This is a genomic window from Spirosoma gilvum (genome assembly GCF_054776815.1).
This window is the reverse complement of sequence record NZ_BAAHBH010000019.1, coordinates 41,928-58,007: the sequence shown is the minus strand read 5'-3', so window position 1 is coordinate 58,007 and position 16,080 is coordinate 41,928. Positions and strand designations below refer to the sequence as shown.

The 16,080-nt window shown below is 49.4% G+C and carries 12 protein-coding genes; 7 read left to right on the top strand and 5 right to left on the bottom strand.

The annotated features are described in order from the left end of the window. Positions 1–80: 80 nt before the first annotated feature. A complete protein-coding gene (locus ACYVFD_RS33275; protein ID WP_461094874.1) occupies positions 81–692 on the top strand; it encodes a cysteine hydrolase family protein in 612 nt (203 codons plus the stop codon). Between the two features lie 277 nt (positions 693–969). Here ACYVFD_RS33275 and ACYVFD_RS33270 read toward each other — a convergent pair whose 3' ends face one another. Next, positions 970–1,836, bottom strand: coding sequence for a TraB/GumN family protein (locus tag ACYVFD_RS33270; RefSeq protein WP_461094873.1), 867 nt, complete (start codon positions 1,834–1,836; stop codon positions 970–972). A 203-nt stretch (positions 1,837–2,039) separates the two neighbouring features. Here ACYVFD_RS33270 and ACYVFD_RS33265 point away from each other — a divergent pair, with 203 nt between their 5' ends. Both ACYVFD_RS33265 and ACYVFD_RS33260 read left to right on the top strand, forming a co-directional pair. Beyond that, positions 2,040–5,486, top strand: coding sequence for a methylmalonyl-CoA mutase family protein (locus tag ACYVFD_RS33265; protein ID WP_461094871.1), 3,447 nt, complete (start codon positions 2,040–2,042; stop codon positions 5,484–5,486). A gap of 124 nt (positions 5,487–5,610) precedes the next feature. Then, positions 5,611–6,684: a glutaminyl-peptide cyclotransferase gene (locus tag ACYVFD_RS33260; RefSeq protein WP_461094870.1), complete on the top strand. Its 1,074-nt coding sequence runs from the start codon at positions 5,611–5,613 to the stop codon at positions 6,682–6,684. 79 nt (positions 6,685–6,763) lie between these two features. Here ACYVFD_RS33260 and ACYVFD_RS33255 read toward each other — a convergent pair whose 3' ends face one another. The 3 genes from ACYVFD_RS33255 to ACYVFD_RS33245 all read right to left on the bottom strand — a co-directional run bounded on the left by ACYVFD_RS33255 (position 6,764) and on the right by ACYVFD_RS33245 (position 8,826). Further along, positions 6,764–7,741, bottom strand: coding sequence for an alpha/beta hydrolase family protein (locus ACYVFD_RS33255; protein ID WP_461094869.1), 978 nt, complete (start codon positions 7,739–7,741; stop codon positions 6,764–6,766). Between the two features lie 89 nt (positions 7,742–7,830). Then, on the bottom strand, positions 7,831–8,493 hold the full coding sequence (locus ACYVFD_RS33250; protein WP_461094868.1) for an SdpI family protein: 663 nt from the start codon (positions 8,491–8,493) through the stop codon (positions 7,831–7,833). A gap of 39 nt (positions 8,494–8,532) precedes the next feature. Next, on the bottom strand, positions 8,533–8,826 hold the full coding sequence (locus tag ACYVFD_RS33245; protein ID WP_461094867.1) for an autorepressor SdpR family transcription factor: 294 nt from the start codon (positions 8,824–8,826) through the stop codon (positions 8,533–8,535). Positions 8,827–9,292: 466 nt separating this feature from the next. Between ACYVFD_RS33245 and ACYVFD_RS33240 the strand changes: the two genes are divergently transcribed. From ACYVFD_RS33240 to ACYVFD_RS33230, 3 genes are all read left to right on the top strand, one after another. Beyond that, positions 9,293–9,850 (top strand): DUF6580 family putative transport protein, encoded by a 558-nt coding sequence (locus ACYVFD_RS33240; RefSeq protein ID WP_461094866.1) that lies wholly within the window; start codon positions 9,293–9,295, stop codon positions 9,848–9,850. A 189-nt stretch (positions 9,851–10,039) separates the two neighbouring features. Beyond that, positions 10,040–11,212 carry a serine hydrolase domain-containing protein gene (locus tag ACYVFD_RS33235; protein ID WP_461094864.1) on the top strand — a complete coding sequence of 391 codons (1,173 nt, stop codon included), beginning with the start codon at positions 10,040–10,042 and terminating at the stop codon, positions 11,210–11,212. Positions 11,213–11,375: 163 nt separating this feature from the next. Further along, positions 11,376–12,608, top strand: coding sequence for a TlpA family protein disulfide reductase (locus ACYVFD_RS33230; protein ID WP_461094863.1), 1,233 nt, complete (start codon positions 11,376–11,378; stop codon positions 12,606–12,608). A gap of 21 nt (positions 12,609–12,629) precedes the next feature. Here the strand turns inward: ACYVFD_RS33230 and ACYVFD_RS33225 are convergent, their stop codons facing one another. After that, positions 12,630–12,848: a VF530 family protein gene (locus tag ACYVFD_RS33225; RefSeq protein ID WP_461094862.1), complete on the bottom strand. Its 219-nt coding sequence runs from the start codon at positions 12,846–12,848 to the stop codon at positions 12,630–12,632. Positions 12,849–13,288: 440 nt separating this feature from the next. Between ACYVFD_RS33225 and ACYVFD_RS33220 the strand changes: the two genes are divergently transcribed. After that, a complete protein-coding gene (locus tag ACYVFD_RS33220) occupies positions 13,289–15,961 on the top strand; it encodes an MGH1-like glycoside hydrolase domain-containing protein (RefSeq protein ID WP_461094861.1) in 2,673 nt (890 codons plus the stop codon). Positions 15,962–16,080 lie beyond the last annotated feature (119 nt).

The window sequence follows — 16,080 nt, the reverse complement described above, 5'->3', positions numbered from 1 at the left end:
TTTTCGGACGTTTTTTAGTAATGACACTTGACGGAATTTACCAGTAAGGTTATTCTGGCATGTGTCATTACACGAAAAAAATGGAAACGAAAGAGAGTGATTTACATGGAAATGTTCCCGACTCGTCGCCCGTCGTCTTGTTGATTATCGATATGATCAACGATCTGGAGTTTCCGGGTGGCGATGAACTGGAGGGCCCGGCTCGCCAAGCTGCCGATGCGATCGCAGCCCTGAAACAGCGGGCCAAAGCTCAAAAAGTAGCGGTCGTTTACGTCAATGATAATTTTGGCCGCTGGCGTTCTGATTTTACGGAGGTCACCGATCATGTGCTGCACGACGGTGTCAGAGGCCAGTATCTGGCTGAAGTTCTGAAACCTGAACACGACGACTATTTCGTGCTGAAGCCAAAGCATTCTGGCTTTTACGCCACCACGCTGGATACGTTGTTAACCTACCTGAAAGCCAGGCATTTGATCATTACCGGCATCAGTACGGATTCGTGCGTTCTGTTTACGGCTAATGATGCGTATATGCGTGATCTAACGCTATCGATTCCGGTCGACTGTGTCGCTGCCATTAAACCCACTCATACCTTGGAGGGACTGGCCTACATGAAACGTAGGCTCAATGCCGATACTACGCCCTCCACCGAACTTAATCTGGACGAGTTGGTTCAATCGGTTCAGGTTTAATGTATCACGTTTGAGGTTTCAGGTTGGCTGATCTTGCGAAAGCAACTCTGGGTCAGCCAACCTGAAACCTCAAACTAACGTGAATAATGGCTGATTTGAAAAATAAAACTCTGTTAATCAATTAGTCAATACGGTTCGTTTCTGTCATCCCGACGGCAGGAGGGATCTTCGGGTGAGACGAATTACTCCAACTTATCGAAGATCCCTCCTGCCGTCGGGATGACAGAAACCGAGTTTCGTTTTATCGTTTAATAGTCCATTAGTCACCTGAAACTAGTTATTGCACGGGCGTAACGGTGTAGCCTTTTTTGCGGAGGAGGTTGATGACTCCAGCCTCATTTCCCAGATGTCCGGCTCCGAAGGCAAAAAAGGTTGGTTTTTCTTTAGCGGCCTTTTCAATAACCGGAATCCAACTGGTGTTGCGTTTTTCCAGCAAGTCGCCCTCAAATTCATTCATACCGGCATCGAACTGGCTGGTTTTCATCTGCTTCATCAGTTTTGCCAGATCATGCGCTTTATAAGCCGTTAGAAACTCGTGGAATTCCTTGCTGGCATCGTCGGGTTTTCGCGCCATATCGACCAGGCTTTTGAATTGTACCTCCAGCGGAATTTTGTCCAAAGCGGCCATCTGTGCCTCCAGCGACTCAAGCCCAAGCACTTCTTTCTTGTCTTTCTGAGCCATCTGCATAAACGTCAGATCATAGGACGCGGGCTCACAGTTCAGGATTCCCATGTACATCAGCGACAGTAAGCCAATTGGTTTCATCATGCCCAACTGTGCCAGGTTCATGTTCATTTTCTGCTTCAGATAACTTTCCAGCAGTTTATAATCATCAGCCGACAGGTAGTCTTTTGCGGTCTTACCGTTGGTCATCATGGCGGCTTTCATCATCCCTCCCATCATGGCTGGGTCATCTAGATCGAGCTCCAGATAGACCTGCTGGGCATCACTAAGTGCCTTTTTGGCTTCGTCAGAAATAACCAAATCGGTCGGGCAAACCATATGAAATGTTCCATAGAGATAAGAAGGCTGCGCCAGACCCGGCCCCGTCACCTTATAGAGCAGCGCATGATCCTGAGCCTGTGCATAAAGAGTACTCACTAGCCATACTACCAACGAGAGCACCTTGACCTGTTTTCGCATAAAATTCGTTTAAAGCCTATATACAAAAGTAATACACTCGTTGTAACGCGGGTGGAAACCCGCGCTATTTGATCAAAAATCACGGGTTTCCACCCGCGTTACCAGTCGAATGAAACTAACCGTGGTACTTCACCAACGAATCATTCCGCCGAGTGTGTAACTTTGGCGAAGTGGTGAGCTTCACCGATTAACCAATACCCAGCATGGTAGCACAACAGCCGAAATCCGTTCAATCGCAGACGTTCACCCACAAAATCCGCATTGTAACGGCGGCTTCTCTATTTGATGGGCACGATGCTGCCATCAATCTGATGCGCCGACTGATGCAGGCAGCCGGTGCTGAGGTAATCCATCTGGGCCATAATCGGTCAGTCGCCGAAATTGTTGACTGCGCTATTCAGGAAGATGTTCAGGGGATTGCCGTAACTAGCTATCAGGGGGGGCATCTGGAATTTTTCAAGTACATGTATGATCTGCTTCACGAACGGGGAGCTGGTCATATCAAAATCTTTGGCGGAGGGGGTGGAACCATTCTACCGACTGAAATCGAAGAACTACATGCCTATGGCATCGCCCGTATTTACTCACCCGACGATGGCCGGTCTATGGGACTGCAGGGCATGATCGACGATTTGTTACACCAGTGTGACTTTGCCCCTCCGACTCCCGATAAGGGGGCTGTGCTTTCACCTGCCGAATCAGACACCATTGCCCGACTCATTACCACTGCCGAAAACCATCCTGAGCATTTCGCCCAATCACTTAACCAACATCCGTTGCCGCACTCAACTACTCCTTCCTCTCCCGTCCTGGGTATTACCGGTACAGGCGGGGCCGGAAAGTCATCGCTGGTCGATGAGCTGGTGCTTCGGTTTTTGCGTCAATATCCCGACAAAACGCTGGCTATTATCTCCGTCGATCCATCAAAACGAAAAACGGGTGGAGCGCTTTTGGGTGATCGTATTCGTATGAATGCCATCCATTCGCCGAGGGTATACATGCGCTCGCTGGCAACCCGGCAATCCAATCTAGCTTTGAGTCGGTATGTTCAGGATGCCATCGATGTGTGCAAAGCGGCTCATTTTGACCTGATCATTGTCGAGACCTCCGGTATCGGACAGTCAGACACCGAGATTACCGAACATGCGGATAAGACCCTGTATGTGATGACCGCCGAGTACGGAGCGGCTACCCAGCTTGAAAAAATCGACATGCTCGATTTCGCCGATGTGATTGCCATCAACAAATTCGACAAACGGGGTTCACTGGATGCGTTGCGTGATGTTCGGAAGCAATATCGGCGCAACCACAATCTGTGGGATATACCCGATGACGACCTGCCAATTCTGGGTACGGTAGCCGCTCAGTTCAACGATCCGGGCATGACCGCGCTGTTTACCCGCCTGATGGGCGTGGTGCAAGGTGGAGGGAGCACGGAGCATGGAGCAGAAAGCGCAGAGCATGGAAACCCTCACCTGGACATCACCACTCCTGGCTCCACGCCCCACGCCCCACGCTCCTTGCCCCAGGCTGTCATCCCTCCCGACCGGGTTCGGTATCTGGCTGAAATTGTGGAAGAGAGCCGTCGGTACGATGGTTTTGTGCAGGAACAGACAGGGCTGGCCCGGCAACTTTACCAGATTCATGGCACGTTGACGTTACTAACCGACGGTTCACTTAAAGAGGAACTTCAAAAGCTGTATACGGACCTTGAAACACGGCTTCACCCCGACTGTAGTGCTTTGCTGAACCAATGGCCAGACTTACAGCAACGTTATACCGCAGATTTCTACGAGTACACTGTTCGGGATAAAACCATCCGGCAACCGCTCTATTCGGAAACGTTGTCGCACCTGAAAATCCCTAAAGTCAGCCTGCCCAAATACCACGACTGGGGGGATGTGCTACGTTGGTTGCTGACCGAAAACGTACCGGGCGAGTTTCCATATGCGGCTGGGGTGTTTCCGCTCAAACGCGAAGGCGAAGACCCTACCCGTATGTTTGCAGGCGAGGGTGGGCCCGAACGGACGAACCGACGGTTTCACTACGTTTCGAAAGGACTGCCCGCCAAACGTCTCTCAACCGCCTTTGACTCGGTTACGCTGTATGGCGAGGACCCCGCCATGCGCCCTGATATTTTTGGCAAGATTGGCAACTCCGGCGTCAGCATTTGTACCCTCGACGATGCGAAGAAACTCTATTCGGGCTTCGACCTGTGCGATCCGGCCACGTCGGTTTCCATGACCATCAACGGCCCCGCACCCATGTTGCTAGGCTTTTTCCTGAACGCAGCCATTGACCAGCAGTGTGAGAAATGGCTTCTTAATCAGGAGCGAGGAGCGAGGAGCGAGGAGCGAGAATGGCTCCGCACAAATCAGGATGCGTCAGCCCTCCTCACTACTAACTCCTCACTCCTAACTCCTACTTACAATGGTCCCCTTCCTGAGGGGAACGACGGGTTGGGGCTGATGCTGCTGGGGACTACGGGCGATAAAGTTTTGCCCAAAGAGGTTTATGAAAAGATCAAGGCCGACACCCTCCGTCGCGTGCGGGGTACGGTCCAGGCCGACATTTTGAAGGAAGATCAGGCGCAGAATACCTGTATTTTTTCGACTGAATTTGCCCTCAAAATGATGGGCGATATTCAGCAGTATTTTACTGATAATCGGGTTCAGAATTTTTACTCGGTTTCGATCTCGGGTTACCACATTGCCGAAGCCGGTGCTAACCCCATTTCCCAACTGGCCTTTACCCTCTCGAACGGATTTACGTTTGTGGAATATTACCTGAGCCGGGGGATGCACATCGACACGTTTGCCCCAAACCTGTCGTTTTTCTTCTCGAACGGCATGGACCCCGAATACACGGTACTAGGTCGTGTAGCCCGGCGTATCTGGGCGAAAGCCATGAAACATAAGTACAAAGCCAACGACCGTTCGCAGAAGCTGAAATACCATATTCAAACATCGGGCCGGAGTTTGCACGCACAGGAGATTGCCTTTAACGATATTCGAACCACCCTACAGGCGCTACTGGCCATCTATGACAACTGCAATTCCCTGCATACCAACGCCTACGATGAGGCCATCACAACCCCTACCGAAGAATCCGTTCGGCGGGCTATGGCCATTCAGTTGATTATCAACCGGGAGTTTGGTCTGACCAAAAATGAAAATCCATTGCAGGGTGCTTTCGTCGTTGACGAATTGACGGATCTGGTTGAAGAAGCGGTTTATCAGGAATTTCTGGCGATCAATGAACGGGGTGGCGTGTTAGGGGCCATGGAACGCATGTACCAGCGTAGCAAAATTCAGGAAGAATCGATGTATTACGAGACCCTGAAACACAACGGCCAGCTACCCATTGTAGGCGTCAATACCTTTCTCGATCCAGCCGGTTCACCGACCATCGTACCCCGTGAAGTCATTCGCTCCACGGATGAAGAAAAACGGTATGCCGTCGACTCCTGTCAGACGTTTCAGCAAAAACACCAGGCCGAAGCGACCGTAGCGCTGGCTAATTTGCAGGCAACAGCCCTGGCTAATGGTAATCTGTTTGACAGCCTGATGGAAGCGACTAAAGTTTGTTCGCTCGGGCAATTGTCCCGTGCACTTTACGCAGTAGGTGGGCAATACCGACGAAATATGTAGCCTCTACCGTTCACAATAAACTTTTTCAAGGCGGTTTGAGTCATTGGCGTCGGTAGCTTTGACAAAAAAGGATCAACTGTTCGTTAGTAGTAACGAATGTCTAACCCATGCCAACGAACTGACTATGAACCGTAACCTGTATTCGTTTTTCCTACTGGGGTTAAGCGTACTGTATATAAGCTGCCAGCCGAAACGCAACACCGAAACGGCACAGACCGATGAAGCGAAGCCAGCGGTAGCAACACTTTCCAAGAGCACCTATACGCTCGGGGATACGATCGTCATTCAGCTAAGCAAACCCCTTGCGGAAGCCAGCGTAACGCTTAGGGCAACTTCCACACCGATTATTCAGCGCTCAGATAGCTCACTGACTATCAGGGCTAAATCAATAAAAACGGGACTACACTCCCTGATCATTAGCGGCAAACTGGCCGATCAATCCGTAATTTCTGATACACTGAACATTGAACTATGGTCCGATTTCAGGCCCGTTGCGCTACGCTATTCGGTCTTAAAACAGTACCCACACCAGTCCGAAAGTTTCACCCAGGGTCTGGAGTTCTACCGGGGTAACCTGTACGAAAGTACCGGGCTCAATGGGCAATCGAAACTGATGCTGGTTGATTTGGCAACGGGTGCCATTAAAAAGTCCGTTTCGCTAGACAGTCAATATTTTGGGGAAGGCATCACTATTTTTCGCGACAAAATTTACCAGCTTACCTGGACGTCGGGCGTGTGCTTCCGCTACAATTTGGACTTTACCCTCGACAAAACGTTCACGTATCATACGCAGGGCTGGGGCCTCACCCATACAGATTCAACGCTGATCCTAAGCGATGGTACGAATCGGCTATTCTTTCTGACGCCCGATTTCCAGCGTAAGGGCGAACTGGCGGTATATGACAATTTGGGGCCAGTGATGAATCTCAATGAGCTGGAATACGTAAATGGCTATGTGTTCGCGAATGTCTGGCAAACGAATCGTATCGTCCAGATCGATGTAAGCACAGGGAAAGTCGTTGGTGAGCTTTCGATGGACGCTATTTTGCCTAAAAACGTCGATACGAAAGCCAACGTACTGAACGGTATCGCTTACCAGGCTGATGAAAATGCTTTGTATGTGACGGGTAAAAACTGGCCAACACTTTTCAAAATTCAACTAAAGAATCTTCCTAACCGCATCGTTGCCCTTCGGTAAGGTCATTATTTGTCATTCGGTGGTCATTGGTAGTCATATGGAAACGATGCATGACAACCAATGACTACCTGATGACTAATTAATGACCAGTAATAAACAGTGCGATTGCTGTAGAAAAGCCGGGTGTAAGCGGTAAGGATGGATCGTTGTAGGTTTTGAAATTTTCCATTTTATCCGTTCCAGTAAAGTCTTTCATCACATGGTTCATCTGATCGAATACCACTAATGTAGCATCTGGCCGGGCGGCTTTCAGGAGTTCGGCATCGGTCAAGGCCACCTGTAGGTCTTTTTTTCCCTGTAGGATCAATACCGGCCCCTTAAATGATTTCAACACAGCCGCCGGATCATATTGCATCCAGGAAATCAGCGCAGGCTGTACTTTAGGCGAAAGCTGGGCTCTCAGAATCGGATGTTTTGGATGGATGGTATGACCTGCCCGCAACGAATCCAGCGCCCCGTCTACTTCGGCTTGCAGTTCTTTAGGATTGCCACCCATTCGTCCCTGTTCTTTCATTACCTCGGCAATGTTACGCCCTGCACCGGCTACTGAAATAAACCCAGCCGCTTTCGTCTCCTCAGCCGCCAGCATGCCCACCAGCGATCCTTCCGAATGACCCGCCACAAATACCTTCGAAAAACGCTTGTCGCCCTGGAGTTGGCGAATGAACCCAACGGCATCGCTGACGTAGAAATTGAACCGGTGATCTTCTGATTTGATAGCACTTTCCGCAGCGTTCAGATTCGTACCAGATCCCCGCTTATCATACCGGGCGACGGCTATACCTTTTCGCACCAGACTGTCGGTCAGCATCTTAAACGCATTCGATTTCAGCCCATATACGCTATTGCAATCCCGATCCGTCGGTCCGGAACCGGCAATAAGCAGTACAACTGGAACGGGCTTTTTGGCCTGATCGGGCAAGGTAAGCGTTCCGTCGAGTGTCAGATCGGCTCCGGCAGGCACGGTGATTTTATAATGGATTGGTTCTTCGGTTTGGGCCACTGTTTTCAGCGCGACGAAAATCAGACCACAGGCTACGGTTAGAAAACGGTTCATGTTTAATAATGAATAATGGAAAATGGACAATTAATAATGGGTAATGGAAATGGCTGGCTACCAGGACGACATTTACCGTGGTGGTTAGGTCAGTTCAACTGGTGGGCTTTCTCCTGCCGATAGTAGATATACGAATAAATCACCGGGATTGCCGACACCAGCAAAATGATTCCGGTAACAACCCAGAGCGCGTAGGGCATCGGCACGACCAATGCTAATACAGCACTTAGCAACCCTCCTAAGACCATCAGCCGCCCGCCCATCCGATGCGTCTTACGCCAGACGGTCTCATTATAGAGCGTCCAGGGGGTACGAATGCCTACAAACCAATTCGGTTTTACTGTTGTGATATAATTCCCAATGCCAGCAAACATAACGCCCAGAATCGCGAACATAGGAATTAAGGCCGACTGCTTCTCCAGGCTATGTTGAGCCATATACCATACCCAGCCCACAAGGGTGGCCAGCGCCAATACAATCACAAACCGGAGTTTATCATAGTTCGAAGATTGTAAACGATGTTTGGAGTCAAGGCGGGGAAGAAAACGAAGTACCAGATACAAACTAATGGACAGCGTCCCCATCATGACAGCCGCGTTGGTCTTTGCCATTGTTCCATCAGGTGTGCCGGTATAATCATAATGGGTAATGATCTCAGCCGGAAGCTGATTCCAGATAATGGCCAGGTAGATAAAGGGAGCCAATAGTGTCCCGATCATCAGGAGTTCGGTGGCATTGGATGTTGTTTTCATGGTTGATAAAGGCTTTAAAGGTGTTTTTGAGGTTTTGATTTAAGGAATGTTTTTGATTGTCGGCTTCTCGACATCGGTCGCTTTCTGAAAACTGAGCAACCAGGCCATCAACTCGTCCATGACTGTCGTATTGAGCGAGTAATTCACAAACTGCCCCTGCTTGGTGGCTTCAACCAGCCCGGCCTGCCGCAATAAATCAAGGTGGTGCGAGATACTGGGCTTTGTCATGTCGAACCGGTCGGCGATCTCACCGGCGTTCAGATCACTCTCGCGTAATAGGTCCAGTATCTGTCGGCGAGTAGGATCATTTAAGGCCTTAAAGAGGTTATTCATCAGCAGATGATTAAATTGTTAGACAAATATCTAATTAATCATTTAGACAACTATCTAAATAACATCAATCGGCAATATTTTCTGATGAACGGCTAGCTATACTGATGAACGGATTTTTACTTTTTTATAACGCTACTATTACTGATACTTTACCGGGAGCAAGCCTTTACCGGGAGCAAACATGTATGCCCGTCTATATCGGAAAGCAGCCTGGTTGTCATGGATGTTTGCCTATTCGTATTCTTTATAAACCGGTTTTGTGTTTGTACAATTTCTCAGCTTTTATTTCTGCCTGTAGCTGTAGGCGACTGCCTTCGACATCCTTCATTCCTTACCCCTTCTTTTGATCTGGAGCTTTGTCGTATCTGTTTTGGCGTTACCTTTGCAATAATCCGGTCTGATTTGACGGTTTCCGCCAATTGGCCGGGCTATTTGAATTCGTTCATTAATCGCTGATTATACGCTGATGAAGCCGCTCCAGATTCGACTGACTACCCTTTCGGTCATTGTTCTCACAACTGCCTTGTTCCGCTTGCTGCCCCACTGGCCCAATTTTACGCCGGTAGCGGCCGTAGCCCTTTTTGGCGCTGCTACGTTCGAACGAAAATGGCTGGGGCTGGCCGTTCCTCTGGCAGCTATGCTCTTAAGCGATGCCTTAATTGGTTTTCACGGCAACATGAGTGCCGTGTACATTAGCTTTCTGCTGACCTGGCTGATCGGCCTTTGGGCAGGTCGTGGGTCAGCATCTCAGGTACCGTCGGTCAGCCGGATTGCTATCGCATCCGTCACGTCGTCGATCCTGTTTTTTCTGATCACGAACTTTGCCGTCTGGTATGGTAGCACATATTATCCGCAAACGATGCCCGGTCTGATGGGTTGTTACGCAGCCGGATTGGCCTTTTACGACGGCAGCTCGTTCTTCCTGAACGGCGTGTTTGGCGACCTGTTCTTTAATACGGTTCTGTTCGGCGGCTATTACCTGCTTCAGCAACAGTTTATGGTTCTTCGGCCGGTCCGGCAATAAATCGTAAATTAGTACGACCAAACGTCTCGCTGTTTTTCGACATGGCGAGACGTTTTTTTATGCCCAACAGTCTGGCTGAACACTCAAATCGTATCCATTCGCTGTTGTTCGCAATTCCGCTTTATCTTTAAGGTTGTGACAGTCTAAGCCTATACAGATTAACCCATCAACTAGCTGCCAATTTCCTTTATGATACGTCTTCGCTTACATAAATTAACGCTGTATTTTCTGGCAATATTGGTTCTGGTAGCCTGTCATCGCCAACCAGCGACCCAATCGGTTTATTTTCCACCCAAAGGTGACTGGGAACATCGTGCTCCCGAAAAAGTCGGGATGGACGCAGCGCTGCTCGATCAGGCGGTTGCCTTCGCCAAAACGATGGAAACTACCCAGATGACGCCCAATTTTTCGACCCAGGAAGAAATCTTTGGAAAAATGCTCGGCCCGATGCCAACCAGTCGGGCGGCTACCAATGGTATTGTACTTCGACATGGGTATATCGTAGCCGAATGGGGAGATACCCAGCGCGCGGACCCAACCTATAGCGTAGCCAAAAGCCTACTCTCCACAGTGGCTGGCATTACGATTGAACGGGGTATGATTCCAGACATCCACGATCCAGTTGCTAAACTAATTCACGATGGCGGGTATGATTCCGAGCAGAATAAACCCATCACCTGGGAAAATCACCTGACCCAAACCAGCGAATGGGAAGGTAGCCTCTGGGGAAAAAACAGCGATTTTGTTGGTAAAGAAGCATTTGGCAAAGGTGAACGCAAGCCCCGCTCTCTCCAGAAGCCCGGTACCTACTACGAATACAACGATGTTCGCATCAATCGGCTGGCCTTATCACTACTTCGGCTCTGGAAGAAGCCTATACCCGACGTTGTGCGGGATGAAATCATGAATCCGATCGGTGCGTCCGATACCTGGAAATACATTACCTACCCAAACGCAGTCGCTGAGGTCGATGGTAAACAGATGCCTTCGGTTAGCGGGGGAACGCGCTGGGGTGGCGGGTTATGGATCAACACCCGCGATGAAGCCCGTTTTGGTTACCTGTTTCTCCGTCAGGGACGCTGGGGAAACCAGCAGATCGTCTCTTCGAACTGGGTGAAGCAAGCCACTTCGCCCAGCCCCTATGGCCCTGACTATGGCTACCTGTGGTGGCTGAACACAGGCACCAGTTCGACGGGTAAAAAAGCCTGGCCGGATGCCCCTGCTACGAGTTATGCGGCCGTTGGCGCGGGTTCAAACACCATATGGGTCGACCCGGAGCATGACATCGTGATTGTATGGCGCTGGCATAACGGCAATCCGAATGAATTAATTAAACGAGTACTGTCAGCCGTCAAAAACTGATTCTGGAATGAAGTTTGTCATTGACAGATATAACCGCCACGGCGGACCGTACGGATTTTTATGATAGTTATGATTTACACAGATCATAATTAATCATAATCATCATAAAAATCTGCCGGTCCGCCGGTGCGGTTCTATATCTATTCTTAACCTGCCAAAGTATATGAACTTGTACCGTTTAACACTACTGCTTTTTTGCCTGAGTTTCCACTTCGGCATGGCTCAGTCGATCTACCAGGGGCCGCAGCCGGAAGCTTTATTTACCGCAGCTCCCGAAAAAGCCTTTCTGACGGAGTTCGCGTCCAAATTCAAAAGTGATTTTGACGCAACGAGCCAATACACAAAACTACAGACAACCGGGATCGACATCTGGGAAATGAACCTGTTTGATGCCCGCAAAGCGCAGTTGGCATTTTACAAATCCTATCCGCAGGCAGGTCAGTTTTCGGATGCGTTTCGTCAATACGTCGAAGCCAGCATCCGCTGGAACTACTGGCATTTGCTACTGGCCTACCCGATCATCCGGGGAAACGCGCAGACCAGCCAGCCGCGTCTTAATTCACTTCCGTCGGTAATGGTTGAGGAATTGGCTTCGCTAAAGGTGAATGATGAAGCCGCTTTACCCGCCGAATCGTACCAGAACTTCCTGTATTATTACGTCACCTACTTTAATGCCAAAGACCGGAATTTCGTCAAGTACTCGACTGCCGACATCCAGACCAGTCTGCCCGATAAAGCGTCGTTTGCGCGTCAGCATCTGAGCGGAAAACCATATCAGTATGCCCTGGCCCGGCTGTTGGTCGAAAACTGTGAGAAAGCCACTCCGGGGTCGGTACGGGAGGTGTTCAATCTGCTCAATGCTACGCCCAGTTCGGCAGGGTATGCTATCACCGTCAAAGCTCGTTGCGGTGAGGTGTTGGCCCGGAAAGAAGAACCCGTCGTTGCAGCCGCTAAAAAACGAACAATCGACCCCAATACGTTTTCCTTCGTTAATCAGGCCGGTGAGCCGGTTACGCTCGACGATTTTAAAGGTAAAGTCGTTTATCTGGATGTATGGGCAAGCTGGTGTGGTCCCTGCCGGGCAGAATTCCCCTTCTCGAAGCAGCTACAGGAACGCCTGACCAAGAAACAGAAAGACCAGATCGTATTCCTGTATATATCGATCGACGACACTGAAGACGTCTGGAAACGAGCCCTCAACACACTCCAGCTTCAGGGCGAACAGGGTCTGTCGACAGGCGGCTGGAAATCGCGAACCGTCCAGTATTTCGGCATCCAGAGCATTCCCCGCTATATCCTGATCAATAAAAAAGGGCAGGTTGTCGATGAAAATGCGAAACGCCCGAGCATGACCGATGCATTACTAGAGGACATTCTAAAATTGACAGCCGAATAGCTACCCTACACGCGCAATAGCTCAGTGGTCAATCATCTGAAGGTACAAATCTTCGACCTGCTTTCGGGCCCAATCGGTTTTCCGTAAAAAAGTCAGGCTGGATTTGATGCTGGGATTACTTATAAAGCAGTTGATGCGAATTTTGCGACTTAATCGCTCCCAGCCATAGTAGTCCACCAGTTCGGTCAGAATGGCTTCCAGTGTTTTTCCGTGTAATGGGTTGTTGGTTTGAGTGTTCATCTTAAAAGTGGTTCGTAATTCTCAATGTATGGCACACAAATGGAGTGCATCAGGTAAGATCAGTTGTAGAGCCATGTAGTCTGTATCAACAATTTTCAACTAATGAAGTTACATTCAAAGTAACGGATCAGACCCATATGCAACCATAGTATCAATTCATAAAACATATTGTCGCCTATTCTGTGACAAACCTAACACATGTGCCGTCTAAAAAACGGGCTTTTGCTTATTTGGCCGGTTAACAGACTACGGAATTGTTGTTATATTACCCCGATATTTAAATTGTATTTTACTGATCAGCAATGCCGAGCTGCCTATAATATTAGAAAACCAGCCACTAAAATTATCCTAAATACTCGGCACGCATACTATATTTGAGACTTATATCTACCGTAACGTATACCTACCTGCCGTAAGGGCCAACTTTTTGACGAATAATTATGCCTACTGCCGAACGCGAACGCATTTACGAACGAGCCGATAATAAAGGCTGGAAAAAATGGGGACCCTATCTATCCGAACGTGCCTGGGGAACTGTTCGTGAAGATTACAGTCCGTATGGTGATGCCTGGAATTTTGTTTCGCACGATATGGCCCGCTCTCGGGCTTATCGCTGGGGTGAAGAAGGTATCGGTGGAATTTCGGACAATAAGGGGCATATTTGTTTTGCACTGGCATTCTGGAATCATAAAGATAATATCCTGAAAGAGCGGCTTTTTGGGCTGACCGGCCCGGAAGGCAATCATGGCGAAGATGTGAAAGAACTGTACTATTATCTGGACAGTACCCCTACACACTCGTACATGAAAATGCTGTACAAATACCCACAGCAGGAGTACCCCTACAATCGGTTAATTATTGAAACCATGCGCCGGGACCGTCAGGCCCCCGAGTTTGAACTAACCGATACGGGCATCTTTGAAAAGGATGAGTATTTCGACATTTTTATTGAATATGCCAAGGCGGATCAGAATGATTGGCTCGTGACCGTAACGGCGCATAACCGTTCGGCAAAAGATGCCCCGTTGACGCTTCTTCCTACAATCTGGTTCCGCAACACCTGGGCATGGGGGTATGAACAGTACAATACCCGGCCCATGCTCAATGGTATCGCCAACAATCAAATCGAAGTCAATCATAAGCAGTTAGGCAAATACAAACTCTACTGCGAGGATGCCGATGCACTTCTTTTCTGCGATAACGATACCAACACGGAACGGTTATACGGTCGACCCAACATATCGAAATACCCGAAAGATGGCATCAACAATTACATCGTTTCAGGCGGAAAAAAGGGCTTTGTCAACCCGAATCAGATTGGCACTAAAGCATCGGCTCAATACACCCGAAAGGTCCCTGCCGGTGAAAGCATCCAGATTCGACTTCGCTTTAGTGACCAGACCCATTTAGTCCAGCCGTTTGCCGACTTCGACACCATCTGGAATAAACGTCTGGAAGAAGCCGACGCTTTTTTTGCGGAACTTCAGAAAAAGGTAACAGACCCCGAACTCCAGGCCATTCAGCGGCAGGCTTATGCGGGCATGCTCTGGAACAAGCAGTTTTACTACTACAACGTCAACGAATGGCTCAAGGGCGACCCTAAAATGCCCGTGCCGTTTCAGGGACGCGTGTATGCCCGCAACGAAACGTGGCGGCATATGTACACGGCCAATATTCTCTCCATGCCCGACAAGTGGGAATACCCCTGGTTTGCGGCCTGGGACCTGGCTTTCCATACACTGACGCTGGCCCGGCTCGACCCCCACTTCGCCAAACGCCAGCTAGCCGTTATTCTTCGGGAATATTACATGCATCCTAACGGGCAGATTCCGGCTTATGAATGGAATTTTAGCGATGTCAACCCGCCTGTTCATGCCTGGGCCACCTGGAAAGTGTACGAAATCGACCGCGACCTGAACGGTGTGGGTGATGTTAACTTCCTGGAACGCGTATTCCATAAACTGCTGCTCAATTTTACCTGGTGGGTCAATCGGAAGGACGTCTCGGGCAACAACATCTTTGGGGGAGGCTTCCTCGGACTGGATAACATCGGTGTATTTGACCGGAGCCAGCCGCTTCCTATGGGCGGTCGGATTGAACAGGCCGATGGGACGGGCTGGATGGCCATGTACACGCTGAACATGCTCCGGATTGCCTGCGAGATTTCTTTGACCCGGCCCTCCTATCAGGACATGGCCAGTAAGTTTTTCGAGCACTTCCTGCACATTGCGTCTGCCATGAATAATCTGGGGGGCAAGAACATCAGCCTCTGGGACGAAGTGGACCAGTTCTATTACGATGTGCTGCACATGCCCGACCACAATGCCCGGCTACTTAAAATCCGGTCGATGGTAGGATTGATTCCCCTATTTGCCGTTGAAATTCTGGACGAATCACTTCTCTCCAAACTTCCTGATTTCAAACGTCGGGTCGAATGGGTACTAACCAACCGCCCGGATCTGGCTTCGCTCGTATCGCGCTGGCATGAACCGGGGAAAGGCGAAACACACCTGCTCAGCCTGCTACGCGGCCACCGGATGAAGATGATCCTGAAGCGGATGTTCGACGAAACCGAATTCTTATCGGATTATGGCATTCGGGCTTTGTCGAAATACCACGAAAAAACGCCCTATCAGTTTGAATTGAACAGTGAAATTTTCCAGGTACGCTACGTAGCGGCAGAATCCGAAATGAGCATGTTCGGGGGCAATTCCAACTGGCGTGGCCCGATCTGGTTTCCGCTCAACTTCCCGCTGATCGATTCATTGCTAAAATTTTATCAGTATTACGGCGATGACTTTGAAGTGGAATACCCCACAAATTCAGGGCAGGTAATGAGCCTGAAGGAAGCCGCCATGCATGTGACCGAGCGGCTCATCAACATCTTTCGTCGCGACGAGAACGGCCGGATTCCCGTTTACGGAGCCGACAAAATCATGCAGGAAAGCAAACATTTTCAGGGGTTGTATCTATTCTATGAGTATTTCAACGGCGACAATGGCATGGGATTAGGTGCCAGCCATCAGACTGGCTGGACCGGTCTAATCGCAGACTTAATCGAATACTGGTATAAATATAAACCTGAACACGTCGCTATAGCAGCAGCAAAATAATATAAGAGCCAGATGCGAGTCTGGCTTTTTGATTGGGGTTTAAACCATCAGGCAGCCCATTTCAGGATAAATCGACAACGGCCTCTAAAATTTCAGACCCAAAGCATAGGAAAATAGAT